This is a genomic window from Ferrovibrio sp. GW821-FHT12E11, assembly GCF_058806975.1.
In genome coordinates this window covers 2,557,489-2,582,410 of sequence record NZ_JBXAQG010000001.1, presented here as the reverse complement: position 1 = coordinate 2,582,410, position 24,922 = coordinate 2,557,489, and the positions used below count along the sequence as shown (strand labels likewise).

Genomic DNA, 24,922 nt, shown 5'->3' with positions numbered 1-24,922 from the left:
CTGAAAGTAGCGTCACTGTCACTGCGTCAGCCCTCCGGGCATGGCATATCCCATCACGAGGCGATGGCTTCGATCTTCACGTTGTTGGCCTTGGCGAATTTCAAGCGCTTGTGCTCACCCGAGGTGATCGGCGCATGGCGCGCCTTGCCACCCTCGGGCTGGCAGCTTGGGATGCATTCGATCACCGCGTCGTAATTGGGCTGATGGAAGAAGGCGATCGACAGGCGGCGCGAGCCCGAGCGGCGGTCGACCGGCGGATTGACCACGCGATGCAGGGTGGAGACCCAGCGGTCGTTGGTCCATTGCGCCATCAGGTCGCCGATGTTGATCATGAAACCGCCGGGCGGAATCGCCGCATCGATCCAGTCGCCGTCGCGGGTGCGCACCTGCAGACCACCCGGAGAATCATCGCCGCGCAGGATGGTCAGCGCGCCATAGTCGGAATGCGCGCCGGCCCGCAGTTGCCCCGGCTGCGGCGGGGTCGGCTGGTCGGGATAGTTCTGCGCCCGCAACAGGCTGATGCATTTGTCGGTCTTGTCGGCGAACCAGGATTCCGGCAGATCCAGCGCCACGGCGAAGATGCGCATGATGTCATCGGCCAACCGGTGCATCGTGCGGAAATACGATATCCAGGCCGTGCGCAATTCCTCGGGCCGGTCGGGCCAGATATTGGGCAGGAAATGCGGATAGGATTTCGGCCCGACGTAATCCGGATCGGCCGGCAGGTCGACCGGTCCGATGGCAAAGGTCTCCTTCAGGTCGAAGGGCGCCGATACATCGAGGCTGTAGGCCAGCGATTCGCGGCCGACGGCGTTGTAGCCGCGGCTCGCCTCCGGTGACGGCCGCTTGACCAGGTCTTTTTCATCGAAGGACAGATCGAAGAAACGATAGGCTGCGTCATAGGCAGCTTTGTAGGCGCTGTCCGGAACACCGTGACCGGTGATGGCGAAAAAGCCGATGCTCTCGTTGGCAGCTGCAATGGCGGCGGCGACCCGCGCCTTGTCTGCGGCCGACCCGTTCAGGAAGCCCGCGATGTCCACCGTGGGAATGCTCTGCCTGTTCATGCGGATTCCTCCATGACGGGGTGCGCCTGCGCCGGGAACTGTTCGGCCCAGAGCGTCGCCAGATCGATGCGGCGCGGCACCCAGACCTGGTCGCCGTAGCTGTCGAGCAACTGCAGGATTCGGCGAAAAGCAGCAAACCGCGCCGGCCGGCCGATGATGCGCAGGTGGAAGCCGATATTGAGCAGTTTCGGACGCCCGGCCACGCCTTCGGCCAGCAGGACTTCGATGGCGTCCTTCACATAGGCCACCATCTCGTCGGCAAGCACGAAGCCGTTCGGATGGAAGAATTTCATGTCATTGGTGTCGAAGGCATAGGGCACCACCAGCAGCGGTCGCGCCGGATTCTCGGCGTCCCAGTAAGGCAGGTCGTCATCCAGTCCGTTGCTGGTATAGGTGAAGCCCAGCTCGCGCAGGATGTCGCGCGTCCAGCGGCTTTCGCTGCCACGGCAGAAAAACCCGGCCGGCCGTTCGCCGGTGGCCAGCCGGATCACCTCGACGCAGCGCCTGAGGTCGGCGCGCTCGGCCTCCGGGCTGTCGTAATGGGCATGCGGCAACCAGCGCCAGCCATGGCAGGCGGTCTCATGCCCGGCGGCCACGATGCGGCGCGCGATGTCGGGCGAGCGCTCGACGGCACGGCCGCACATGTAAAACGTGGCGGGCCGGCCATGGGCTTTCAGCGCCTCCAGCACCCGCCAGATGCCTGCGCGCATGCCATAGGCGAAAATCTGCTCGGTGCCCTGGTCCCAGCGACCCTCCGGCACCACGCTGGCCACTTCGGAGATGCGCTCGCTGCTGGCATCGCCATCGCCGGCTGCCAGTTCGGCGCCTTCTTCGAAATTCACCACCAGCGACACCGCCAGGCGGGCGCCATTCGGCAACTGCACCGCAGGCGGTTCGGAGCCGTAACCGTGAAGGTCGCGTGCGGTCACCGGTTCATCCATTCTTTGCATTGTCGGCGCGGAAGAAGCGCTTGCTGAACTGCTGCTGCAGGTCATAGATCATGCCCTTGGTCTGGCGCGGATAGGGCATGCGGATCGGCGTATCCGACAGACGCGGCCACTGGCTGGACCGGCCACGCACCATGCGGCTTTCATACTCGTCCCAGTCCACGCCGTAGAACAGCGGCCAGGCGTCGGCGGCGGCATATTCGAAGAACAGGATGCGGCGCGATCCCGTGCTGGTGTTGTGGCCGGAGCCGTGGATGATCAGCGGGTGGTGGATCGACATTGCACCGGGCGGGCCGATCAGGGTTTCCGCCGCCGTCGTGTCGATCCTCTCCGCGTCCGTATCGATAGCGCCGAAGAAATAGCCGCCATGATGATGGTCGCGCAGTCCGGTCCGGTGCGTGCCGGTCAGCAGATGCAGCGGGCCATTCTCCGTCGTGCAGGCGTCGATCGCGATGGAGACGAAGGCCATCGACGGATTGGTGTGGGGCACAAAAGCCCAGTCCTGGTGCCATTCCAGCGGCGAACCGACGGACGGCATCTTCACGTTGATCTTGGAATGATGCAGACGGATATCGGGACCGATCAGGTCTTCGACGATATCGAGGATTTCCGGCGCCCGCGCCAGTTCGGCAAAGAAGGGGCTGATCTCGTGCGGACGCTTGATGCGCTGGATCACGGCCTGGCCGTTCAGCTTCTCCGGCTCGAAATCGTAATGGGCGTCGCCCGGCCCGCGCCCCTCGCCGCCAGCCATCAGCGCGTCGGCCGCCTCGCGCATGCGCGCAACCGTTGCGGCCGAGAGCTGATCCTGCAGGATCAGGCAGCCATTGGTTTCGAATGTCTGGCGATAGCCGGTGGCGTTTTTGACAGCAGCAGCCTCAGGCATTGCTTGCCTCCCTTGAGAAAACCGCCAGCACCCCTCCCCCTTCGGGACCCTGGTGCTCGGCCCCGCCAGCGCAGAAGACGCGCGTGTTGCCGAGCAGGCTGGACAACATGCCGCCGACGGCGGCGCGCACATGGCGTGGCGGCTGGATATCGCTGTCGCGCCAGATCACGTGGCGGCGACCACGGATGACCTCGGCGGCCGGCGGATCGCCCTTGAACAGCACGCCATCGATGCGCGCGCTTTCCGCGGCCACCAGTTGCGGGTCCGGTGCAAAGCCCAGCCGGCGCAACAGACCGGTCGCCGATTTCAGGTCGATCAGGTCGTGCAGCGCGGTGGCGCCGACGCGATGCGGGCCGACCCAGCCCGTTGCATGGCCGAACACGATGATATCGCAGCGCATGTCGGTATTGCCCGGCGTCACGATGGCGCGGCTGGTCTGCAGGCTACCATCATCCAGCGCAGCATCGGTCAGACCCGCCATATCGACCTCGCCAAGGGCGGCGGCCACGCCGATGGCGCAGGCTGCCCGGGTCAGCGGCTTGGAGGCATGCGGCCGCACGGCCCGCACCGCGACCTTGCGGCCTGCGGCATCGGCGATGGCGGCATCGGTGAGCAGGGCGGCCTTGATCTGCACAAAGGCCACATCGGCCGCCGTCATGCCGGCATCCTGCATGGCCGTCTCAATTGCCTCGGCCGTTGCCCGCACCTGGGCCAGCGTGCCGATCTCTTCCGGCGCCAGCAGACGGGTGCGCGCATGGCCGACGGCCAGGGCACGCATATCGCCCGCCGACGAATTCTGCACGCTGCGTCGCTGCACGACGATGTAATGCGGCGACAGCACACCCTCGCAGCCGCCCGAGGCGATCAGCACCGGCGCCACGCCGTAACGCGAGAAAATACCCTGCAACGTCATCGCCGCCACATCGCGGCTGAAGTCATTGTCCTGGCCGTTGCCTTCAGTCTTCACGTAGACGCAGACCACCGCAGCCGGATCGATCCGGCCCTCGGCAATGGCTACGGTGAGCGCCGACATATCCGCCGGCGCGGTCATCCCGAAACTGAACACTTCCCCCAGACGCGGCATCGCGGCCCTCCGGAGGGACCGCCCTCCGCAGGGTCAAATTGCAACCGCCGTGCCAGATCCGGGGTGATGGCGGGAAATGTCGGGAAGTCCCTGATTTACGGGAGTATTCGGACGATCCGGCCGATAGCGCCCAACGGGCGGCCCAGACCCGTCCAGCCCAATATGTGCACATTCGTCATTCAGATGTGCACATATTTGCGACACGGATTGTGCCGCCGAATGCGCCAGCCTTGCCAAATCATGGAGAAATCCGCGTGCCTTCGGCGGCATGGAGATTGCAACGCCCGGTATATGGAAATGATGCAGCAGGACGCGACTGAAGCGACATGAGCACCAGCGGATTGGACGCAGACCTTGCGACGGAGACCGCGCTTGCGGCGACGCTGTTTGACGAGCTGCGCGTCGGATCGCGCAGCCGGCTAGGCGTCACCCGCGCCTCCTATGGCGAGGGCGAGCAGATGGCTCATAATCTGATGAGCCGGCTGGGAGAGACCCTGCATCTGGAGCGGCGCATTGATGCGGCCGGCAATCTGTACCTGACGCTGCCCGGTCGCGACCGCAGCCTGCCGGCCATCATGACCGGTTCGCATCTTGATTCCGTGCCCGAAGGCGGCAATTACGACGGCGCCGCCGGCGTGGTCGCCGGCATGGCGATGCTGGCGCGCTGGCGCCGCGCCGGCCGGCAGCCACAGCGCGACATCACCGTGATGGGGGTACGCGCCGAGGAACTGTCGTGGTTCCCCGCGCCTTATATCGGCAGCCGTGCCGCATTCGGCCTGCTGGAGCCCGCAGCCCTCGATGCCTGCCGCCGGCCGGATACCGGAAAGACCCTGGCCGAGCATATGGCGCTGGCCGGTTTCGCGCCCGACCGCATCCGGGCCGGCGAACCGCAGATCGACCCCGATCGCGTGCACTGCTTTCTCGAACTGCATATCGAACAGGGTCCCGTGCTGGTCCAGCGCGCGCTGCCCGTCGGCATCGTCACCGGCATCCGCGGCAATCTGCGCTATCGCCATTGCCGCATCACCGGGCGTTACGGCCATGCCGGGGCGGAGCCGCGCGAGAGCCGCCAGGATGCCCTGCTGGCCGGCGTGGACTTCATCCACCGCCTGGAGGCGCTGTGGCTGGAGCATGAACAGGATGGCAGGGACCTGGTCTGCACGGTTGGCCAGTTCCACACCGATACAGCCGTGCATACCATGACCAAGATTCCCGGCGAGCTGTGGTTCACCATGGACATCCGCAGCGAAGACAATGACGTGCTGCTCGCCATCGACCGGCGCCTGCGCGCCCATGCCGACGAGATCGGCCGGCAGCGGCGCGTGCAGATCGAGCTTGGCGCCTATACCAATGCACTGCCCGGGCCGATTGACCCGACGCACTTGCACAGACTGACCGGTCTGGCTAAGACCTTGTCAATTCCCGCCATGACCATGGCCAGCGGCGCCGGCCACGATGCGGCGGTTTTCGGCAACAAGGGCATTCCGACGGCCATGATCTTCATCCGCAACGCACATGGCAGCCACAATCCGGACGAAGCCATGGAGATGGCGGATTTCGCCCAGGGCCTGAAGCTTCTGGTGGCCGCCGTGGAGGATATCGATGCCGCCGTCTAAGACCAAGCGCACTGCGGCCGAACCGAAGAAAAAGGGCGACGTCGATACCGACGAGGCGATCTACAACGCCATCCGCCAGGCCATGCTGATGGGCAAGCTGCCGGCCGGACTCAATCTTCAGGAGCCAACGCTGGCGCGGGCGCTGGGGGTCAGCCGCGAACGCGTGCGCAAGGCGCTGCATCGCCTGGCGCATGAGCGCTGGCTCGACATGATTCCCAATCGCGGCACCTTCGTGCCGACGCCGACGATCGAGGAACTGCACAACATCTACGAGGCGCGCAAGATCCTGGAGGTCGGCATCGCCAACAAACTGGCGGCGCGGCGCGCCTTCATCGATACCGAGCGCCTGACCCAGCATGTGGCGGCCGAGAAAAAGGCGATCAAGACCGACGACCGCGGCCGGTTGTTCAAGCTCTCGGCCGAATTCCACTTCCTGCTGGCGGAGCTGAGCGGCAACGACCAACTCGTCGACATGCTGCGCGGCCTGTTGACCCGCTCCTCGCTACACTTCTCGCTGTTCGCGCCCAAACGCCTGCATAACTGCGCCGGTCCTCACGAACATGAGAATATCGCGGACGCCGTGCTCAAAGGCGATGCCGCCCGTGCCGCGAAGCTGATGCTGGATCATCTGGTCGGGCTGGAGACGATGCTGTCGGTGCGTGACCGGGTCGACAACTTCACCAGTCTGGAAGATGTCTTCCGCTGCACGCCGGTGGCCAAATCACCGCCCGCCGGGAGAAAGCCGACCCGGGAGCGGGCCTGAGAAAGCGCGCGTTGTACCGCAGGCCCTAGCGCGAAGCGCGGCAGCAAGACTCGCCCATGGCCAGAATGTGCGGTCGGAATTGCCAGCTAACGCGGTAGCTGTCTGATCTCAGGTTAAATGAGAGTAAATCGGCCGATTCAGGTGGGTCGCACCAAAAAATTGAGAAATTTTACTACTCTTCCCTGAGAAGACACCGCGGAATTACCACGTATCTTGAGAATATTTGCGGGCCTAAAGCCCCACCCACCTATCCCTAATAACGGGGCGCGACAGGCGACGCGTGCCCTCATCAGACTTGCGGATCGACCAGATGCTATCGGCCGGGCCGTTCCTTATCCGGCGCGTTGTAGCGGCTGCCATCCATGCGAAACAAAGCGCACCGATGAAGGCGACCACATCGACGCCGATGGTTCCGGCGCTGCCGTGCGCCCACATGCCGAGCGTCGGAAACAGGAGTGCCGTCAGCGTTGTCAGTGGGATCGCCACCGTCGCGGCGGCGCATAGCCAGAGCAGATGGACGGCCGCGCGTGCCGCGCCCCAGGCAAAGGCCCATGCGACCGAGCCGAGGAACACGGCGTAATAGATCAGCTCATGCCAGTGGTTCAGGTCGGCAACGCGACCGTGCAGCCATTTGGCCGCCACGATGGTGAGCGATATGCCCGCCACGCAGCCGAGACACACGCCTATGGTCGCGCTGCCCAGGAGGCGCGTCGAGCGCGACTGTTCGACCTCGCCGCCCTTGCGGGCAGTCTTCCGGCGTGTCTCGATCCAGAGCAGATTGCCGCTGTAAAACAGCCACGCGCCGGATAAGCCCAGTAAGAAGTATACCCAGGCAATCGTCGCCCCTTGATAATGCCCGGCATGCAGGCCGTAGAATGTCTCTGCCGCGCGACGATCCGGATCCTGGCGCGATGGACGTGTGAGGTCGTTAAGCAATTCGCCGGTCACAGCGCTGAGCATGACGCCGCCGAGATGGTAATCTCCGACATAGCCACGCTCCCATCCGGGGACTCTCACCGAAGCGGCCCTGTCTCCGAAATTCTTGAAGATCAGGAAACGGGGCTCGAGATCGGGCACCTGCTCTTTGAGTTTTTGCAGCAGCTGCGCGGGGGCCATCATTACGCCCGCCTCGCCGATCGGCTTGGGCGCTCTGCGCGGCTCATTTTCCTGGTCGTCCAGGATGGCCTGCTTGCCGCCGAAGATCACGCTCTCCTGCGCGGACCAGAGCGGGCTGCTGAGGCTCAATGCGGTCGCGGTGATCGCGATCGCGATGTGAAACGGGAGTGCCGTAATTCCAACGACATTGTGGGCATCCAGCCACATGCGCTTGAGATTTTTGCCGACACGCAGCTCAAGATAGTCCTTCACGAGCGACGGCAACAGCGTGATGACGCCTGCGATCAGCGCCACACCGTAGAGCAGCGAGATCACCCCCATAAAATACGATCCCCAGGGCCGTGGTATCCCGACGCGCATGTGGATGTCGTTGATGAACTCGGCCACTTCGGACGGCTCTTCCGGCTTCGCCAGCAGCGTGCCGTCTGGAGTGAGCGTCCCCCACCAGTGGACATGCCCATGCGGCTGACCTGGTTCGTGTGGCTCATCCTCCTCCCAGGTTACCCGCGCAGGCTCGTTCTCATACCCTCGCAGATGCAACTTGATACCTTCCGCCCGCGCCTGAGGATGAGCCGCGGCGACCAATTCGAGGAGACGGGGTACATCGTCCAGAGGGACCGCGGCCACACCCACGGCAGGCGGCGAAGCCCAGCGTGCTATGGGTTCCTGAAACATGGTGAGCGCGCCCGCATAGAAGGCGATGAACAGCGCAAAGCCGCAGGTGATGCCGGTCCATGTGTGAACCGTCTTGTAAAGCCTGACGATATCGGCGCGAATCATGTTGCCCTCACGCAAAAAAGACGAAGCGGCAGGCGAACAGCGCCGCGAAGGCGATGAGGTTCGCCGCGCCAAGCCATGCCCAGGCGGAAGGACCGCTGCGAAACAGGAAGCAGAAGCCGAACACCGCGGTCCAGACAAACACTTCGAGATAGCGCATCAATGAGTAGCGCCCGCCCGGCGCATCGATACCGCCGGGCCCCAGATAGGCGTAGAGGCCGACCAGCGAGAGTGCCAGACCGAAACCGAGTATTACGCCGGCACTGGCCTTGCCCCACCAGTCGGAACGGATATCGCCTCGCATGTCAGCTCTTCCGCCCGAGGCTGCGGAGTACAGCCGAATAAGGAAAGACAACGAGGCAAACCATGGCAACATGTAGCGCGACGAAGAAGCCAGCCAACGGCCGCAATGCCGCAATCCATGCGGTAAGTCCGGCCGCTAGCAACAGGCTACCCGCCACAAGGACGGGCCTCCCCGGCAAAGCCTGCGCCAGCCACTTTTGATTGGGGCTCGCAAGGTAAAGGCACGCGCACCCGGCTATGGTCAGTCCCAGTGCCAGGACCGCGACCATGACTCAGAAGTCCACAGATGCCGAAAGCCAGAAGGTGCGGGGCGCGCCGAGTTGGACATACCTGAAGTTCGATGCCGACCAATAGTCTTTGTCAAACACGTTATCGACATTGAAGCGGAACGTGATCGGCTTGTTGTTCCATGGCGAGTCCCAGACATACCGTGCACCAAGATCGACGACCTCCCATGCAGGAATCTTCAAATTGTTGTTGGTGCTGCTGACCATTTGATCGCCGGTGTAGGTGAAACGACCGGTCAGCGTCAGCCCTTGCAGAAACGGCGTATCCCACTCGCTGCCGACCACAGTCCGGATGACGGGGACGCCAGCTTCTCTGTTGCCGTCATAGAGACCACCCTGGGTCTTAGTCTGCTGGCTGTCGATCAGGGTGAGTCCGCCCATCAGGCGGACGCTGGGCATGACCTCACCATAGCCGTTCAGTTCGATACCGCGATTGCGCACCTCGCCATCAAGTGCCTGCCTCGGCAGTGGCGTGCCGGCAATGCTGATCGTGTTGGGCTGGGCGATCTGGAACACCGCCAGTGTGCTCGTGACCGTTCCCCAATCGACCTTAACACCCGCTTCGTACTGCTTGCTGACATAGGGTGCAAATACCTCGCCAGCATTCGAAAACGATGTGCCGACAATGATTCCGCGCTGCAGGTTTTCTATATAGTTGGTGTAGAGAGAGACGTTCTTCCACGGCTTGACGACCAGACCCAGAGCGGGGGTCAATGCGTCGCTGTCATAACCGGATGTTATGGCGCCAGTCGTCGTATTGAAACTGTCGGATTCCACTCGCTGGTGACGAATGCCTCCGGTGAACTGGATTCGCTCTTCGAGGATCGACAAGGTATCGGCGATGCCGATGCTCGAAGTCCGTGTTTCGTTTGTTTTCTTTGGATCGCCAGGATCAACGGCTGACGTAGCGCCGCCAAATACCGGATTATAAATGTTTGTGGTGTAGGTAAATGGGGTTGTCGCTTGCGCCTCCCCAATCTCCATCTTGGACTGCGACAGGTTGAGGCTGAATGCATGGTTCACCGGCCCGGTCTCGGCCTTTGCCCTCAATCCACCCTGCATGGACAACACGTCATAGGAAAAATTCGTGTGCTCGACGTTATTCCATCCAAAAGTTCCGCCCGTACTGAGCAGCCTCGGCTGGTTCGGGCCTATGAGTGAGAAATCCAATGTCTGCTTGCCGATGGCGGCATAGGCCATGACAGCGTCGGTGATGTCGGCTTCGCCACGCACCATGCCTAGGGTTAAGTTGCTGGGCTGCCTGCTCCAAGTCGGATTGAGGCTGGTTCCGGCGTCAGGGGCCTTCGGAACGTGGACGATGCCGCCACCGACACCGCTGAGAACGAGCTGCTGTACCATCTGCGGGCTGGCGTCGTTCGACTGATGCGCGACGTCACCGGATATCCGGACGCGCTCGCCGCGATAGTCCATATTGATCGCCGCCGATCCAACTTCTGCGGAGACCGGTTCCACCGCCGTATCGCCCTCGCGGTACGCTCCGTTGACACGAACGCCAAACTGCTTCTCCGCGCCAAAGCGGCGGCCGAGATCCAGATGAGTGCCAAGCTGCATGATGGAGCCATACCGCGCGGTCAGCTGAGTGACCGGTTCGTCGCTGGCCTGCTTGGTGACGAGATTGTACGAGCCGCCGACACCGCCCTGCCCGAAAGCCGCCATGCCGTTCAGCAGAGCACTCGGCCCTCTCAGCACCTCGACGCGTTCCATGTAATCCATGTCCGGCGTACGCAACGGAGCCATACCCGCCAGGCCGTTCAGACTACCGTTACCGGATGACAGGGTGTGCGAGAAACCCCGAATAGTTATTGAGCCGTCTTCATCGCTTGCGCTGTTTTGTTTCGTCAGTATCGACGGATCATTCAACAGAACATCCTGAACGGTCCGCGCCTGCTGATTTACAATCGTGTTATTTGTATAGTTTGTCTGCGAAAACGGCGTGTCCATCACGTCCTTGTTGCCGAGCATGCCAATTTGCCCGCCGCGCGCGATCTGGCCACCGGCATATTCCGGCATTGGCGTCATCGTCGAATTCGGATTAACGGCACGCCCTTCCACCGTCACCGGCGGCAGGACAGCCGCACCACTCGACTTCGGCAGCTCCACCAGCGTGGCAGTGTTCGGACCGGTCAGTGAATAGCCGAAGCCAGTGCCGGTCAGGAGACGCTCAAGCGCCTGCGTCGGGGTCATGGTGCCAGTTACGCCCGGCGTCTGAATTTCGCGAATTAAATCGCCGCGCACAGAAATCTGCATGCCCGACTGCTGCCCAAATGCAGTGAGGCCATCGGTCAGCTGCTGTGGGGCAATATTGAAGATTCGTTGGGGCGCGGCCTGAGCGACCTGCTGGCTTTGGGCGGCCTGGGCCATAGCAAACTGGACTGGTATAGCCGTCCCGATTGCAGTGGAAACCAACAGCAGCAACATTCCGGCCTGTCGCGCACGGCGGCCGTTAGACACTTCCCCCAACATCCCCGAAATCTCCAATGACCAGCCAAAGACACCAGGAGCGCTTGATGCAAATGCTTCTTAGCTGCTCCTGACCTTGGGACGCTGGCCCTCCGGTCATATTCAAAGATTTTTCGAGAAATCTCCCGAAGCCAGGTTAAGTACCTGTTATGGCTTGGAAATTATGAGCACCCAAGGCGTCATTCGGGCAACATCGGCCTTGAGGGCGCTGGCGATCGACTTCAGGGCAGCTTCTGGATCTGAAGGATTGAAGACCCCGGTCAGGGTCTGAGAAGCGAGGTTACCCCTCACCACGATCAGGCCGCCAAAGTAGGGCCGGAGGCGCTCTACCACGTCGCCAACGAGCTCATCCCGGGCGATTAGCTGGCCCTCCACCCACGCCCGCGCGGTGTCGGGGTTCGCTCGGCCAGAAACCGGCGCTGCGGCTCCGCCCAATCGAATCCAGTCGCCCGCCCCAAGACGGCGTTTGTCCGATCCGAACCCGACTTGAACCAGGCCGTGCTCAACCGCAATTTCAGCACCATCACCGAGCAGCCTGACATCAAAGGCAGTTCCCAGGACAGTCGTCTCTGTTTTCCAAGCTTGAACTTTGAATGGCCGGTTCGGATCTGGGCTGACGTCAAAAAACGCCTCACCACGCAAAAGCCGAACCTCACGGTGGCCTTTCTTGAAGCTTACGGCAACGGCGCTCCGCGGGCTCAAGGAAACGACGCTCCCGTCAGCCAGCGGCACCGACAAAACTTTGCCCGTATCCGCAACATGGTCTGCCTGCACCCGCACCAGCACCGATGGCAGGACGAAGACGGCCAACATTGCCGCCAGCGCCATTGCACCGACGGCAAATCCAACCCGCATATTGCGGCGCACTATCCCGACTGACCGGCGCGACGCAGCGCGATCGGCAGCAAACTCGCTCCAGACCGCGGCAGTCTGAGGAGTCGCATGCCGGACAACCGCGGCCGTGTGAGCGACCTCAGTCCAGTCACGCTTGTTTTGCTCGTTGTTCGCCAGCCAGGCATCGAACTGCGCTCTGAGAACCCGGTTGCCGGGGTCATCAGAGAGCATGATCAGCCAATCGCTAGCTGTCAGCGGGGCGACATGATTATCAGATGCAGGGGTCATACCTGTCGTCTACCTGGGGCAACTATGCAGACGGTGTCTGAATGGTTTACGCAAAAAGCGGCTCCAGGATACCTCCTAATCTTCTAACGAGTTGGCGCTGGTCATATTCAAAGATTTTCACACCTTCAAGAGCGGCGCAGGCGTTGCCTGCAGTGGTCAAGGGCCTTAACAACCAGGGAATGGGCCTGACCGGCTGAGATATCGAGGAATTCAGCGATGTCTTTGATTGTGCATTCGCCAAACCGATGCATTTCGAATGCGATTTTCATCCGCTCCGGCAGTTCAGCTATCGCAGCCCGCATGACGCGCACCTCGTCTTTGTCGACAGCCTCGGTCTCGGGCGACGGCCGGTCCGCCGGGAACTCTTCAAAAATTCCATCAAGCGCGGGCAGGATGTGCCGCCCTTCTCTTGCGAGACGTCGTCGGCCATCGAGAGCCAGATTATGGACAATCCGATAGAGGTAGCTGACCGGTTCATCGATAATGCGGTCTTCGACAGCCGCGGCGTTGAACCGGATATAGGCTTCCTGCACGACGTCTTCGGCTTGCGCGCTGTTGCCGACAATGCCGCTCGCATAGGACACCAGCTTTCCGCGGTGTGCCATGAAGAGGGTCAAAACTTGTCGGTCGTGCCGCACGTCGATCGCCTGAATTCAAGATTCTGAGGGCGACCATATTAAAGTTGCGAACGGTTCGCAACATGCAATGCCGGCCCCAATCACGCGTTTCGAAGTGATGGGTCTTGAGCAGGGCAATGCGATAAAGCTCCGCGGCGAGGCACAACGCATCTATGCGATGCGGGCAGACCAAGACGAAAAACTCTCATCGGTCAAAAAGCGAGATGCCGGCGGGCCATGTCCGGGGCAGCTACATCATGTCTGCCTGCGATGCGGATGGGTTTTACCACGCTATCCTGCATACCCTAGCACGAAGCGCGGCAGCGTGACCACCCATTGCCAGAATGTGTGGTCGGAGTTGCCAGCGATCTGGGAAATTGCCAACTAACGCGGCAGCCGACACTGCATGTGCAATATCGTCCTGGTCAGGGACTGAAGTGGCGGAGAGAGTGGGATTCGAACCCACGATACCCTTTTGAGGTATACACACTTTCCAGGCGTGCGCCTTCGACCGCTCGGCCATCTCTCCAGCGGCCGGCACTATACCCGCCGCGAGCGAATTTGCAATCGGCCAGGCCTTGGGCTTAACATGCTGTCACGACAGGCGGATTCAGGGGGAAATGGCCGTGCTGCTGGGACGCATTCTGGGCTGGTTGCTGCTGGCGCTGGCGCTGCTGGCGCTGGGCGGCGACGGCCTGCGCTGGCTGGAAACCGGCCGCTTCGGCTTTATCGCCATCGGCGACTTCTGGCGCCGCCTGGATGCCGGCAGCCTGGAGGTTCTGCAAAGCTGGACGCCGCCGGCGGTCTGGGACCCGGCGGTGGTCACCCTGCTGGGCTGGCCCGCCGCCGTGGTGTTCGGCGCGTTGGGCCTGCTGCTGCTGATCGTGTTCCAGAGCCGCACGCCGAAACGCCGGCAGCGCTTCGGGGCCCTGGCTTAGGCTTCTGCGGCTTCAGTCTGAGGTCTTGACTGCACTATTCGGAATTTTCTTTCTGCCCAGCAAAAAAAGCAGAAAGGCGCGACCGGCGCGCAGAACAGGATAGAGGATCGCCGCACGGCGGTGAGAACGGAAAACCAGCGCCATCAATCGATTTAAGACATTGCTGCCCGATGTCATCAACGCCATGGCGACCATGGCGTCAGCGCCTGCGTACACGCGATCATCGATCACAAACAGCATGCCTTCGTTCAGATCGTAACCAGCTTCGGCAGTTCTCGCCACAAGGTCCGCATCTTTCCGGGCATCAATCAATATCAACTGCCCAAGTGCATCCCGCAGGCGAAAAACACTGACATAGCGAGAACACACCGGGCATTCGCCATCATAGACAATGGCGGGACCCTTTATATTCAGGGCATTTTTCACGACCCCGTCCCCGGTCCCCAGAAAGCAACGGACTCGACTTCACCACTCTCCTGCACGGTCAGGACCGTGAAGTAAGCATCATGCCATTCTGATGCCCTGACGATCAGTGCATCCGGGACCTTTCGGATAATGCTGACATCCTGCAGCGGCGCGTCTGGCGAGGCGCGCTGTGTGATGGTGATTTTCGGATCCCTGTAACCCATAATATTCAGGCCGATCCGAACCTCATCGCCCTGTCGTGAAACACGGCCCTGCACACTGCGCACCGTGCCGTCCGGCATTTGCACGGCCCGCAAGGCCTGATGCGGTATAATCGGTGCGGGGGATTCGGGATATGCCGGATACCGGTAGATGCGAGTATGCAGATTGATACGCGACCCTTCTGGCAGGGGCGGCAGAAAGGCCCGCGTGGCTGCAAGAGCGCCGGCATAGTCTTCGACTGAATGATCTGTATAAGCCATCATATAGAGAGATTCCTTCAGATTTGCGAAGGTGATCTCTCCTTGCTGACAGCGGAAAAAGACTGGGTCATCAAAAGTCGCTTTTCGCGAAATGCCATCGAAGAGTCCCGACAGATCATCCGGCGATTTACCGGTGATGTTGCGCCAGCGCCCCCCTTCCGCAGGACAATGAGGAGCCTTCACAGTGACGGCGGCGCGGCGCCAGTCATATGGCATATGCTGCCGGTAAGGCGGCTGGGCAATGACGCCGGAATACATGTCCATCGAACAGAATGGATAATTCAGCTCCTGATGGCCGCGCTGGAAACCGAAAACAAAAACATAATAACCAAGAAACACGGCCGAGAAAATTGCCGAACTGCGGAACTCCCACCTGGAAGCCGAAGCAAAAGCGGAGTGCCGGAAGCCGGCGAGCTTTCCCGCAAAAAAATCCCAGTCCACAAAAACAGCCGTCAGCAGAAGCCACCAGGGATTCCAGACTGTCATGAACATCTTCAGCAGGATGACACCGGCCGCGAAGATTATGCCTTCGGCTAGCCGCAAATAAGGACGATGCGGCGTGAAAACAGCGAGAATGGGCAGGAACTGGGTGACCAGATGCAATGCCGCCGCAGAGATCCAAATCGCCGGCGACGACCACAGCCATTCCACGTAAACCGGGACGACGAATTCCTTATAACCCATCCATGTGAGGGCCAGCGCGTTCCGCAAATTGTCGGTGATAACCCATTGTACACCGGCATTGTAAAGCTTGGCGTAGCCGGAGGCGAAGTAGAACAACGCTACAGCCGCCTGCGCCATCATTACCGGCCAGAGAACCAGACTGTCCCGGCGAGAGAACGGCCACCAGAGTACGAACCGCAAGATGATTCTGTCTGCAGAAAGCGTCGCGCCGCCATTCCCGAACATGAACGCCAGGCCAGCCAGAAAGACAACATTGTAAGGGTGCGACCAGTAAGAAAACCAACCCGCGTCCAGCAAGGCCAGGAGCAGGGTTGAAAGGACGCTGACGACCATCGCCGGCCTTGTAATGAAACCCACGATAGCCATGACAGTGGATATGGCCGAGGCATACAGCACCACGTCCCAGAATGCCGGCGCGGGCGGACGATTCCCGAACAGCTTCAGAAGGCTGAAGGGATAAAACCTGGTGTCACGAAAGCCATGCAGAAAGCCGGCAAAATCGCCTCCATTCAGGGCGGCGACCAGAATAAAGTGCACCCAGAGTATAGAAGAGAAAAGGGCAATCCTGACGATGCCCACGGACAGATGCGCTGGCCGGCTCTCGTCCAGACCGATGATAGTCAGAAATCCACGGGTGATATGGGTGAACGCGTTTTGCGCCACCCAAACCGGCTTCATCCAAACAATCATCATCCCCCCAGACAGTTTCCTATCCCCGGCAGGCGCAAAGTCAGTCCGAAATCTTGAGCGCGGCAATGAAGGCTTCCTGCGGGATTTCCACATTGCCGACATTGCGCATGCGCTTCTTGCCCTCTTTCTGCTTCTCCAGCAGCTTGCGCTTGCGGCTGATGTCGCCGCCGTAGCACTTGGCCAGCACGTCCTTGCGCAGCGCCGAGATATCCTCGCGCGCCACGATACGCCCGCCGATGGCGGCCTGAATGGCGATCTTGAACATCTGGCGCGGGATCAACTCTTTCAGCCGCTCGCAGAGCTGGCGGCCGCGGGTCTCGGCGCGGCCGGCATAGACGATGCTGGCCAGCGCGTCGACATTCTCGGCATTCACCAGGATGGTCATCTTCACCAGGTTGCCCGCCTCGTAACCGTCCATCTGGTAATCGAAGCTGGCATAGCCGCGGCTGATCGATTTGAGGCGATCATAGAAATCGAACACCACTTCGTTCAGCGGCAGGCGATAGACCACCATGGCGCGGTTGCCGGCATAGGTCAGTTCGACCTGGCGGCCGCGCTTCTCTTCGCAGAGCTTCAGGATGGCGCCGAGATATTCGTCGGGCACCATCACGGTGGCCTTGATCCACGGCTCGTCGATATGGTCGATCAGCATCGGATCGGGCATGTCGGCGGGGTTATGCACCTCTTCCATCGAGCCGTCGGTCTTGTAGACGTGATAGATCACGCTGGGCGCCGTGGTGATGAGATCGAGGTTGAACTCGCGCTCCAGGCGCTCCTGGATGATTTCCAGATGCAGCAATCCTAAGAAGCCGCAGCGGAAGCCGAAGCCTAATGCGGCCGAGCTTTCCATCTCGAAATGGAAACTGGCGTCGTTGAGCCGCAGCTTGCCCAGGCTTTCGCGCAACTCCGGGAAGGCGCCGGCATCGATCGGGTAAAGACCGCAGAACACCACCGGGATGGAGGGCTTGAAGCCCGGCAGCGCCGTCTCGGCCTGGCGCCGGTCCTCGGTGATGGTGTCGCCGACCGAGGTATCAGCCACTTCCTTGATCGCGGCGGTGAAGAAGCCCATTTCGCCGGGGCCGAGTTCGTCGACCATGACCTTCTTCGGCGTGGTGACGCCGACGCGCTCGACCGGATGCACGGCGCCCGACGACATGAACTTGATCTTCATGCCCTTCTTGATGACGCCATCGATGACGCGGAACAGCACGACGACGCCGAGATAGGCATCGTACCAGCTGTCGACCAGCAGCGCTTTCAGCGGCGCCTCGCGGTCGCCCTTGGGCGCCGGCAGGCGGGTGACCAGCGCTTCCAGCACCAGGTCGATGCCGATGCCGGTCTTGGCCGAGATCGGCACGGCATCACTGGCATCGAGGCCGATCACATCTTCGATCTGCTGCTTGACGCGGTCGACATCGGCGGCCGGCAGATCGACCTTGTTGAGCACCGGCACGATCTCGTGCTTGGCATCGAGCGCCTGGTACACATTCGCCAAAGTCTGCGCTTCGACGCCCTGGGAGGCATCGACCACCAGCAGCGAGCCTTCGCAGGCGGCGAGCGAGCGGCTGACCTCGTAGGCGAAGTCGACATGGCCGGGCGTGTCCATCAGATTGAGGACGTAATCCTTGCCGTCTTTCGCATGATAGTTCAGGCGCACCGTCTGCGCCTTGATGGTGATGCCGCGTTCCTTCTCGATATCCATGCTGTCGAGAATCTGCTCGCTCATCTCGCGCTTCTCGAGACCGCCGCAGGCCTCGATCAGTCGGTCGGCCAGCGTCGACTTGCCGTGGTCGATATGGGCGATGATCGAGAAGTTTCGGATCAGGGAAAGATCAGTGGCCACGATGTCTATCTATGCTCAGCGGAACAGGCTCATGAGGTCGCTTTCGCGCGCCTCGCGGGCCGGAATCTTCATGATGCCGCTGGCGCGCAGGCAGGGCGCACCATCGGCGGTGATCAGCGTCTCGACGAAGCTGAGATTGCGGGTCTGGCGCAGCAGGCGGCCCTTGCCTTCGACCCAGGCGCCCAGCGGCGCCGGCCCGACATAGTCGCCCGCCAGGTTCACGGTGGGCAGGAATTTGCGGCCACCGGCAGAGGCCGAGGCGGCCAGGCCGAGCACCATGTCGGCAAAGGTCATCAGCATGCCGCCATGGCAGATCTGCATCGGATTGCAGTGGCGCTGCTCGACGCGGAAGCCCAGCACCGGCACGGCGGTGCCGTCGGTGTCTTCCAGCCGGCCCCAGAGCGGGCCGTTCACCGCCAGGAATCCCATGAAGTTGAGTTCCTTCATGCCGGGCGGAATGGCGGCAGCAGCGGGGGATTCGGGGGCGGCGCTCATGGGCCGGGGTTGTAGCATCCGGGGGCGGCAGCGGCAACGCGGGTCTGTTGCGCCGCAAAGCGCCGGCAGCCTCAGGATTCTCAGGCGGTTAGCACGGCTGAAACCCTGCAACCCTGACAACGCGCGCCTTCTTGAGCCAAAGTGGACCAAACTTTGCCAAACCTGGCCAGCGCGACGCCATTTCGGACCATCCTGAGCCATTTCGCGCCATCCTGAGCCCAGGGAGTATTCGGTAACCAGGGCATGTTCAGTAACCGGCTCTGCGGTCGCCGTGAGACGATGCACGGGAAAACGGATTCACGATGGACAACAGCAGAGACCCGGCCGGAAAGACCGGTCGCGCCAGAAGAACATTATAGGAACAAATGATCGAAATGTCAAACCGGCGCTGTCGCCGGTTCAGTGCGGCCGACCCAGCTCCTGCTCCACCGCATGGGTCGAGCCGCCGACCCGGTCGACCGCCTCGCGCAGGCGGTCGGGGGTGACGGTGAAATGCCGGCACCAGTAGCGCACCTCCAGATCGGCCTCGAGATTGACCCGGGCCGGATCGGGCGGCGTGAAATCCTTGCGCAGGTCGGTCATGGGATGCCCCTCCTCTGCCGTGGCGATGCGGGATTCAATGCCGCAGGACCGATGTGGTTCCGTCAGCACCGGGCGCAGCCGTTGACGCACCACTCCCGGGTCCATCAGAGTCTGGCATTCATAGGGGGATTCAATGTTGCGCCGGCCCAATCCTGTTGTCAGTCGTCTGCTGTCCGTGATCGCCGTGCTGGCTTTACTGGCCGCCTGCGCGCCGCAGAGTTTGACGGCCGAACAGGCGCGGTCAATCGGGCGCATCGCGCTGGCCGGTCCAGAAAATCCCACGCAGTATGCGCTCGTGCAGGGTGATTTAGGATCGGCCGTCGCCATGGGTGTCGCCGTGGGTCCGGGCGCCGCAGCCGGCACGCTGGGTGGCTCGTTGTCCGGCCCGGGACAAGGCAAGACCCTGACACAGGCGCTGGCGGATCAGAAGCTGGCCCTGGGTGATGAACTGACTGCGGCACTCAATGCCGCGCTGACCCGTAACAAATACGACGTCATGCAGATCAAGCCGCAGCGGCGCAGTCCCGAAAAGCTGATGGATAGCTATACAACTATCGCCAATGCGGATGCCGTGCTCGATCTCGCCATCGAAACAAGCTCATATGAGCGGCGCGTCTGGGGAAAGGTCGGGCCATCGCTCACCATCCAGGCACGCCTGACAGATCTGCGGTCGGCACGCACATTGATGCAGAAAACCTATCGTTACGACGCGTATGCGGCGACCATCGGCTACACTATCCTGCGGCCGGCCGAGAAATACGGCTTCGAGAAAGCACAGGATGTACTGGCGCGACCCGATATCGCCGCGGAAGGCCTGCGCGCCGTCATCCCGATGATTGTCGATGACCTGACCGCACAATTGCCGCAGAAATAGACGAAACGGCTGCGTCGGAAAGGCCCATCAAGCGAAGCTTGGCCATGGCGCGGCGCCACACGAATCCCGCGCCCCTGCTGACCCGGCCCGCCAGACCTGTTAAGATCGGTGCTACAGGATGGGACATCGCGGCATGACCACCGACGCCAATACGCCGCCAGAAACTGACGCCAAGCCGCTGGAACAGCTGCTGGAGACGCCGCATCTGGCCGATGTGCTGGAAAGCGACCGCTTCAGGCAGTTTCTCGACCATATCCCCTTTGCGATCGTCGTTTCGGAACTGCAGCCATCCGAGCAGGTCACCTATGCCAATATCGAATTCGAACGCCTGACCGGCCGGCCGGCGGCGCAGGTCAGCGGCAAGAGCTGGGACAGCGTTGTCGATATCGCCATTGCCGAAGACGGCACGCGCAAGCTGAGCGACGTAATTGCCGAGGAAGACGACTATATCGGCACCTTCCAGATCGCGCGCCCCGACGCGCCGGTTGCCGTCGATGCCTGGTCGAACGTCATCCTGGATGACGATGGCACGCCGATCTTCCGCCTGCTGGGCCTGGCCGAAATCGGCACCCGCGATAAAGCCGGCGCGGATGACCTGGAGCAGCGCATCCGCGAGAAAGACACGCTGCTGCGCGAATTGCAGCATCGCGTCAAAAACAATCTGCAGATGATCACCGCGCTGATCCGCATGGAAACCCGCAACCTGCCGGAGGGCGCGACCGGCGAACGGTTCGACCGGCTGGCGGGCCGGGTCGATTCCCTGGCCCTGCTCTACCGCTCGATGTCGGATGAGTCGTTTGGCGATACGGTCGATCTCGGCGTCTATCTCAGCCAGATCGCCGCCGCCGTGATGCGCGCCCATGCGGTGGAAGGCATCCGGCTCGATCTCAAGGTCGATACCTGGCCGGTCTCGATCAATGTGGCGATGCCGGCCGGGCTGGTGGTCAACGAGCTGCTCACCAATGCGCTGAAACACGCCTTTGCCGGCCGCGATGGCGGCACGGTGACGCTGCACAGCCTGGTGGACGGCAAGGGCTGCCGCGTCGTGGTCGCCGATGACGGCATCGGCCTGAACAGCCCCACGGACTGGCCCAGGCAGGGCAAACTCAGCGCCCTGATCGTGCGCTCGCTGCGGCAGAATGTGGGCGCGCGCCTGGACGTCGTCTCCTCGCCCGGCAAAGGCATGCGCGTGACGATCTTTTTCGCCCGCGCCGATGCGGCGCCGGAGGCCGAAAGCCAGGCCTGAAGCGGCCGGCTTGCGCCGGCCGGCACTATTTCAGTCGACGTCAGGATTCCCGCTTTCGCGGGAATGACACTGCATGCTGGGCGCTTCAGCCCTTGGCCACGGCCTCGGCAATCGCCTTGCCGACATCCTGCGTATTCGCCTGGCCGCCCATATCGGGCGTGCGCGGCCCGGCTTCCAGCACATCCTCGATGGCCTTCATCACCGCATCGGCCGCGTCCTTGTGGCCGAGATGCTCAAGCATCATGGCGCCGCACCAGATCTGGCCGACCGGATTGGCGATGCCTTTGCCGGCGATATCCGGCGCCGAACCATGCACCGGCTCGAACAGCGAAGGGAATTTGCGCTCCGGGTTGAGATTGGCCGAAGGAGCAATACCGATGGTGCCGGTGCAGGCCGGGCCCAGATCGGACAGGATATCGCCGAACAGGTTGGAACCGACCACGACATCGAACCAGTCCGGGTGCTGCACGAAATGCGCGGTGAGGATGTCGATATGGTACTGGTCGACCTTCAGGCCCGGATAGCCCTTCTTCATCTCGGCCACGCGCTCGTCCCAGTAGGGCATGGTGATCGAGATGCCGTTCGACTTGGTGGCCGAGGTCAGGTGCTTCTTCGGCCGGCTCTGCGCCAGCTCGAAGGCGAATTTGAGAATGCGGTCGGTGCCGATACGGCTGAGGATGGTTTCCTGCACCACAAATTCGCGCTCGGTGCCATGGAACATGCGGCCGCCGATCGAGGAATACTCGCCCTCGGTATTCTCGCGCACCACCCAGAAGTCGATATCGCCGACCTTGCGGTTGGCCAGCGGCGAGGGAATGCCCGGCATCAGGCGGACGGGGCGCAGATTCACATACTGGTCGAATTCGCGGCGCCACTGGATCAGCGAGCCCCAGAGCGAAATGTGATCGGGGACTTTCTCGGGCCAGCCGACCGCACCGAAGAAGATGGCGTCATGGCCGCCGATCTTCTGCTTCCAATCATCCGGCATCATCTTGCCATGCTTGAGATAGTAATCGACGCTCCAGTCGAAATGGTCGAACTGGAAATCGATGCTGAAGCGGCGGGCGGCGGCATCCATCACCCGCAGGCCCTCGGGCACCACTTCCTTGCCGATGCCGTCGCCGGGGATGGTGGCGATCCTGTGTTTCTTGGCCATTTTTATACGCGTCCTTTTTTTTGCAGACTGGGGAGACTTAAACAGATTAGCGCCGGTCAGTCAGCATACTGGCCGGCGGCATTGATCAGCGGCGCCCATTTGGCGATTTCCGCCTCCAGATGCGCCTTCAGCGCCTGCGGCGTCGCGCGCGCATCGGAGGCCACCGTGGTGTTGATATCGGCGAAGCGTTTGACGATCTCGGCATCCTTCAGCAACGCACGGGACGCCGCGGCCAGCCGCTGCACGATGGCGTCGGGCGTACCCTTCGGCGCATAGAGCGCATGCCAGACATTGACCTCGAAGCCCTTGAGGCCGGCCTCGTCGGCGGTGGCGAGGTCGGGCAGATCGGCCAGGCGCTCCTTGGTGGTGATGGCATAGGCCTTCACCTTCTTGGCCTTGATCTGGCCGGTGGTGTTGGTGGCCTGGTCGCAGGTCATGTCGAGCTGCTTGCCCAGGATATCCTGCATGATCGGCGCGTTGCCGCGATAGCCGACGGTGTTGAGCTGCACATTCATGGCCGACATCATCAGCATGCCGCAGAGATGCGAGGCGGCGCCGATGCCGGCATTGCCATAGGAGACCTTGTCCTTCTCCTTCTGCAGATGCGCGATCAGCTCCGGCAGCGAGTTCGGCGGGAAGTCCTCGCGCGCGATGATGGTCATCGCCGAATCGGTGAGCAGCGCGATCGGCGCAAACGAGGTCTTGGTGTCGTAGGGCAGCTTGCGATACAGCGTGGCCGCCGTGGAGATGCCGACATGGTGCACCAGCAGGGTATGGCCATCTGGCTCGGCGGTGGCGACGCGATTGGCGCCGATGGTGCCGCCGGCGCCGGTGGCATTCTCGACCAGCACGGTGTGGTTGTTGAGCTGGCGCGACAGGCCCAGCGCGGTGAGGCGCGCCACCGTGTCGGTCGGGCCGCCGGCGGCATAAGGCACGACGACGGTGATCGGCTTGGTCGGCCAGTTCTGCGCTGCAGCATGGCCGGCAACCAGAACGAGGGCTGCCGCAAGAGCGGCCCCAGGAGCAATTGAACGCATGGTTTCCTCCGGATTTTCTTTTGGTCTTATAGGGCATTGACCCTACAGCGACGGCACCCCGTAACGCCAATGCTGCTGCGGCCTTGGTTGATGCCGAGCGGGCATAAGGCGGCAGAGTGACAGGGGGCGCTGCCGTTACGACAGTCTTGCATTTCGCCGCCGCTGTGCTTCCCTGACATCAAACAGAAACGTCACGGGAGTGAAAACGTCGGGATGGACTACGCCCCGCATCTGGCCCAGTTCCGCCGCCTGCTCGCCATGGTCGACCAGCCCGACATGGCCTGCACCGACCGGCTGCCCGACCGACCCTTCCATATCGCGCCCGAGGTCTATGCCGGGGCGGACCGCTATGCCCGCGAGATTGCGACCGTGTTCCGCCGCGCGCCGCTGGTGCTGGGCCATGCCGCCATGCTGCCCAAGCCCGGCGATACGCTGGTGCTCGACATCATCGGCCAGCCGCTGCTGCTGGCCCGCGGCCGCGACATGCAGATCCGCGGCTTCCTCAATGTCTGTCGCCATCGCGGCACGCGGCTTTGTAATAATACGGAGACTGGCATCGCCAAACGCAGCCAGTTCACCTGCCCCTACCATAACTGGACCTACGGTCTTGATGGAGCGCTCAAACACGTTCCCCTCGAAGACGGCTTCCCCGGCCTGGACAAGGCGCAATACGGCCTGACGCCGATCCAGCTGGATGTGCGCGAGGGCGTGATTTTCGGCCTTGTCGATCCGGAGGCGCCGCCGCTGGCGATCGATCCCTTCCTGGCCGGCATGGAGCAGGACCTGGCCGTGCATGGCTTTGGCAGCATGCAGGTGTTCGCCCGCGCGCTGACCCGGCGCAAGTGCAACTGGAAACTGGTGATGGACGCCTTTCTGGAGGCCTATCACGTGGTGCGGCTGCACAAGACCACGCTGGCCGGCTTTTTCCGCGACAATGCCGCGGTGCTGGACCATCTGGGGCCGCATCTGCGCACGCTGCTTCCTCGTACCGAGTTTTCAGAGGTGCCGACCTTGCCGGAAAGCGCCTGGGACGAGCGCCGGCACAGCACCTTTGCCTATATGCTCTGGCCCAACACGATCCTGGTGCTGAGCCCGGATTACACCAGCCTGCTCAGCCTGTATCCCACCGCCGTGGACGAGGTGCTGTTCAGCCATACCATGCTGGTGCCGCACCACCCGCGCGACGACAAGGAACGCGAGCACTGGCAGCGCAGCTTCGACCTGATCGAGAGCGGCGTGTTCCAGGCCGAAGACCTGCATATCTCCGAACAGGCGCAGATCGGCATGACGTCGGGCGCCAACAGGACCATGCTCTATGGCAAGCTGGAGATCGGCATTCGCGCCCTGCATGAGGAGCTGGACCGCTGGACCGGCCTGACCAGCGTCACGGATATTAGTGTGACGGACGCGACCTAGGCGGCGTTGCGCCG

22 protein-coding genes and 1 tRNA gene are annotated in these 24,922 nt (G+C 62.3%); 6 read left to right on the top strand and 17 right to left on the bottom strand.

From position 1 onward, the window contains the following. Positions 1 to 53: 53 nt before the first annotated feature. The 4 genes from AC1ROT_RS12960 to AC1ROT_RS12945 are packed head-to-tail and all read right to left on the bottom strand — an operon-like array spanning position 54 to position 3,978. Positions 54 to 1,064: an isopenicillin N synthase family dioxygenase gene (locus tag AC1ROT_RS12960; RefSeq protein ID WP_492999446.1), complete on the bottom strand. Its 1,011-nt coding sequence runs from the start codon at positions 1,062 to 1,064 to the stop codon at positions 54 to 56. Next, complete coding sequence (locus tag AC1ROT_RS12955) at positions 1,061 to 1,993, bottom strand: polysaccharide deacetylase family protein (protein ID WP_492999445.1); 933 nt, start codon at positions 1,991 to 1,993, stop codon at positions 1,061 to 1,063. Before AC1ROT_RS12955 ends, AC1ROT_RS12960 begins: the two co-directional genes overlap by 4 nt. Before the next feature lie 4 nt (positions 1,994 to 1,997). Continuing rightward, the gene (locus tag AC1ROT_RS12950; protein ID WP_492973374.1) at positions 1,998 to 2,894 is read right to left on the bottom strand and encodes a phytanoyl-CoA dioxygenase family protein; all 897 of its coding nucleotides are present in this window, start codon (positions 2,892 to 2,894) and stop codon (positions 1,998 to 2,000) included. After that, complete coding sequence (locus AC1ROT_RS12945) at positions 2,887 to 3,978, bottom strand: ring-opening amidohydrolase (protein ID WP_492999444.1); 1,092 nt, start codon at positions 3,976 to 3,978, stop codon at positions 2,887 to 2,889. The genes AC1ROT_RS12950 and AC1ROT_RS12945 overlap by 8 nt, the downstream gene beginning before the upstream one ends. Positions 3,979 to 4,304: 326 nt before the next feature. On the opposite strand from AC1ROT_RS12945, the gene AC1ROT_RS12940 reads away from it, so the two are divergent. Next, a complete protein-coding gene (locus AC1ROT_RS12940; protein WP_492999442.1) occupies positions 4,305 to 5,594 on the top strand; it encodes a Zn-dependent hydrolase in 1,290 nt (429 codons plus the stop codon). Next, positions 5,581 to 6,357: a GntR family transcriptional regulator gene (locus AC1ROT_RS12935; RefSeq protein ID WP_492999440.1), complete on the top strand. Its 777-nt coding sequence runs from the start codon at positions 5,581 to 5,583 to the stop codon at positions 6,355 to 6,357. The genes AC1ROT_RS12940 and AC1ROT_RS12935 overlap by 14 nt, the downstream gene beginning before the upstream one ends. Positions 6,358 to 6,588: 231 nt before the next feature. Here AC1ROT_RS12935 and AC1ROT_RS12930 read toward each other — a convergent pair whose 3' ends face one another. The 6 genes from AC1ROT_RS12930 to AC1ROT_RS12905 all read right to left on the bottom strand — a co-directional run bounded on the left by AC1ROT_RS12930 (position 6,589) and on the right by AC1ROT_RS12905 (position 13,589). Then, complete coding sequence (locus tag AC1ROT_RS12930; RefSeq protein WP_492999438.1) at positions 6,589 to 8,253, bottom strand: PepSY-associated TM helix domain-containing protein; 1,665 nt, start codon at positions 8,251 to 8,253, stop codon at positions 6,589 to 6,591. A 7-nt stretch (positions 8,254 to 8,260) separates the two neighbouring features. Further along, positions 8,261 to 8,554: a hypothetical protein gene (locus AC1ROT_RS12925; protein ID WP_492999436.1), complete on the bottom strand. Its 294-nt coding sequence runs from the start codon at positions 8,552 to 8,554 to the stop codon at positions 8,261 to 8,263. 271 nt (positions 8,555 to 8,825) lie between these two features. After that, positions 8,826 to 11,279, bottom strand: a complete 2,454-nt coding sequence (locus AC1ROT_RS12920; RefSeq protein ID WP_492999435.1) for a TonB-dependent siderophore receptor — start codon at positions 11,277 to 11,279, stop codon at positions 8,826 to 8,828. Positions 11,280 to 11,468: 189 nt separating this feature from the next. Next, positions 11,469 to 12,443: a FecR family protein gene (locus AC1ROT_RS12915; protein WP_492999433.1), complete on the bottom strand. Its 975-nt coding sequence runs from the start codon at positions 12,441 to 12,443 to the stop codon at positions 11,469 to 11,471. Positions 12,444 to 12,568: 125 nt separating this feature from the next. Further along, positions 12,569 to 13,081 carry a sigma-70 family RNA polymerase sigma factor gene (locus AC1ROT_RS12910; RefSeq protein ID WP_492999432.1) on the bottom strand — a complete coding sequence of 171 codons (513 nt, stop codon included), beginning with the start codon at positions 13,079 to 13,081 and terminating at the stop codon, positions 12,569 to 12,571. A 417-nt stretch (positions 13,082 to 13,498) separates the two neighbouring features. Beyond that, positions 13,499 to 13,589 (bottom strand) — tRNA-Ser (locus AC1ROT_RS12905). Between the two features lie 91 nt (positions 13,590 to 13,680). On the opposite strand from AC1ROT_RS12905, the gene AC1ROT_RS12900 reads away from it, so the two are divergent. Continuing rightward, on the top strand, positions 13,681 to 13,998 hold the full coding sequence (locus AC1ROT_RS12900; protein ID WP_492973378.1) for a hypothetical protein: 318 nt from the start codon (positions 13,681 to 13,683) through the stop codon (positions 13,996 to 13,998). Between the two features lie 12 nt (positions 13,999 to 14,010). On the opposite strand, the gene AC1ROT_RS12895 is transcribed toward AC1ROT_RS12900, so the two are convergent. The 5 genes from AC1ROT_RS12895 to AC1ROT_RS12875 form a co-directional block, all read right to left on the bottom strand. Beyond that, positions 14,011 to 14,424 (bottom strand): DCC1-like thiol-disulfide oxidoreductase family protein, encoded by a 414-nt coding sequence (locus AC1ROT_RS12895; protein ID WP_492999431.1) that lies wholly within the window; start codon positions 14,422 to 14,424, stop codon positions 14,011 to 14,013. Next, positions 14,421 to 16,262: a hypothetical protein gene (locus tag AC1ROT_RS12890; RefSeq protein ID WP_492999430.1), complete on the bottom strand. Its 1,842-nt coding sequence runs from the start codon at positions 16,260 to 16,262 to the stop codon at positions 14,421 to 14,423. The genes AC1ROT_RS12895 and AC1ROT_RS12890 overlap by 4 nt, the downstream gene beginning before the upstream one ends. Before the next feature lie 37 nt (positions 16,263 to 16,299). Then, positions 16,300 to 18,102, bottom strand: a complete 1,803-nt coding sequence (gene lepA / locus AC1ROT_RS12885; protein WP_492973379.1) for a translation elongation factor 4 — start codon at positions 18,100 to 18,102, stop codon at positions 16,300 to 16,302. Positions 18,103 to 18,117: 15 nt separating this feature from the next. Continuing rightward, positions 18,118 to 18,597: a PaaI family thioesterase gene (locus AC1ROT_RS12880; RefSeq protein ID WP_492973380.1), complete on the bottom strand. Its 480-nt coding sequence runs from the start codon at positions 18,595 to 18,597 to the stop codon at positions 18,118 to 18,120. A gap of 399 nt (positions 18,598 to 18,996) precedes the next feature. After that, the gene (locus AC1ROT_RS12875) at positions 18,997 to 19,179 is read right to left on the bottom strand and encodes a DUF3606 domain-containing protein (protein ID WP_492999429.1); all 183 of its coding nucleotides are present in this window, start codon (positions 19,177 to 19,179) and stop codon (positions 18,997 to 18,999) included. 175 nt (positions 19,180 to 19,354) lie between these two features. Here AC1ROT_RS12875 and AC1ROT_RS12870 point away from each other — a divergent pair, with 175 nt between their 5' ends. Beyond that, positions 19,355 to 20,053 carry a hypothetical protein gene (locus AC1ROT_RS12870; protein ID WP_492999428.1) on the top strand — a complete coding sequence of 233 codons (699 nt, stop codon included), beginning with the start codon at positions 19,355 to 19,357 and terminating at the stop codon, positions 20,051 to 20,053. A 133-nt stretch (positions 20,054 to 20,186) separates the two neighbouring features. Then, positions 20,187 to 21,299, top strand: coding sequence for a sensor histidine kinase (locus tag AC1ROT_RS12865; RefSeq protein WP_492999427.1), 1,113 nt, complete (start codon positions 20,187 to 20,189; stop codon positions 21,297 to 21,299). Between the two features lie 85 nt (positions 21,300 to 21,384). Here AC1ROT_RS12865 and AC1ROT_RS12860 read toward each other — a convergent pair whose 3' ends face one another. Together AC1ROT_RS12860 and AC1ROT_RS12855 are read right to left on the bottom strand one after the other, a co-directional pair. Continuing rightward, entirely contained in the window at positions 21,385 to 22,455 is a 1,071-nt protein-coding gene (locus AC1ROT_RS12860; protein WP_492973383.1) for a tartrate dehydrogenase, read from the bottom strand. 56 nt (positions 22,456 to 22,511) lie between these two features. Further along, entirely contained in the window at positions 22,512 to 23,492 is a 981-nt protein-coding gene (locus tag AC1ROT_RS12855; RefSeq protein WP_492999426.1) for a tripartite tricarboxylate transporter substrate-binding protein, read from the bottom strand. Positions 23,493 to 23,705: 213 nt separating this feature from the next. On the opposite strand from AC1ROT_RS12855, the gene AC1ROT_RS12850 reads away from it, so the two are divergent. Further along, positions 23,706 to 24,908: an aromatic ring-hydroxylating oxygenase subunit alpha gene (locus AC1ROT_RS12850; RefSeq protein WP_492999425.1), complete on the top strand. Its 1,203-nt coding sequence runs from the start codon at positions 23,706 to 23,708 to the stop codon at positions 24,906 to 24,908. The last annotated feature ends 14 nt before the right edge of the window (positions 24,909 to 24,922 follow it).

Excerpts from the sequence above, each read along its gene's own strand:
- AC1ROT_RS12960 (WP_492999446.1), bottom strand. The coding sequence starts at position 1,064 with ATGAACAGGCAGAGCATTCCCACGGTGGACATCGCGGGCTTCCTGAAC.
- AC1ROT_RS12950 (WP_492973374.1), bottom strand. The coding sequence starts at position 2,894 with ATGCCTGAGGCTGCTGCTGTCAAAAACGCCACCGGCTATCGCCAGACA.
- AC1ROT_RS12945 (WP_492999444.1), bottom strand. The coding sequence starts at position 3,978 with ATGCCGCGTCTGGGGGAAGTGTTCAGTTTCGGGATGACCGCGCCGGCG.
- AC1ROT_RS12940 (WP_492999442.1), top strand. The coding sequence starts at position 4,305 with ATGAGCACCAGCGGATTGGACGCAGACCTTGCGACGGAGACCGCGCTT.
- AC1ROT_RS12935 (WP_492999440.1), top strand. The coding sequence starts at position 5,581 with ATGCCGCCGTCTAAGACCAAGCGCACTGCGGCCGAACCGAAGAAAAAG.
- AC1ROT_RS12930 (WP_492999438.1), bottom strand. The coding sequence starts at position 8,253 with ATGATTCGCGCCGATATCGTCAGGCTTTACAAGACGGTTCACACATGG.
- AC1ROT_RS12925 (WP_492999436.1), bottom strand. The coding sequence starts at position 8,554 with ATGCGAGGCGATATCCGTTCCGACTGGTGGGGCAAGGCCAGTGCCGGC.
- AC1ROT_RS12920 (WP_492999435.1), bottom strand. The coding sequence starts at position 11,279 with ATGTTGCTGCTGTTGGTTTCCACTGCAATCGGGACGGCTATACCAGTC.
- AC1ROT_RS12915 (WP_492999433.1), bottom strand. The coding sequence starts at position 12,443 with ATGACCCCTGCATCTGATAATCATGTCGCCCCGCTGACAGCTAGCGAT.
- AC1ROT_RS12900 (WP_492973378.1), top strand. The coding sequence starts at position 13,681 with ATGGCCGTGCTGCTGGGACGCATTCTGGGCTGGTTGCTGCTGGCGCTG.
- AC1ROT_RS12890 (WP_492999430.1), bottom strand. The coding sequence starts at position 16,262 with ATGATGATTGTTTGGATGAAGCCGGTTTGGGTGGCGCAAAACGCGTTC.
- AC1ROT_RS12880 (WP_492973380.1), bottom strand. The coding sequence starts at position 18,597 with ATGAGCGCCGCCCCCGAATCCCCCGCTGCTGCCGCCATTCCGCCCGGC.
- AC1ROT_RS12875 (WP_492999429.1), bottom strand. The coding sequence starts at position 19,179 with ATGACCGACCTGCGCAAGGATTTCACGCCGCCCGATCCGGCCCGGGTC.
- AC1ROT_RS12865 (WP_492999427.1), top strand. The coding sequence starts at position 20,187 with ATGACCACCGACGCCAATACGCCGCCAGAAACTGACGCCAAGCCGCTG.
- AC1ROT_RS12860 (WP_492973383.1), bottom strand. The coding sequence starts at position 22,455 with ATGGCCAAGAAACACAGGATCGCCACCATCCCCGGCGACGGCATCGGC.
- AC1ROT_RS12855 (WP_492999426.1), bottom strand. The coding sequence starts at position 23,492 with ATGCGTTCAATTGCTCCTGGGGCCGCTCTTGCGGCAGCCCTCGTTCTG.
- AC1ROT_RS12850 (WP_492999425.1), top strand. The coding sequence starts at position 23,706 with ATGGACTACGCCCCGCATCTGGCCCAGTTCCGCCGCCTGCTCGCCATG.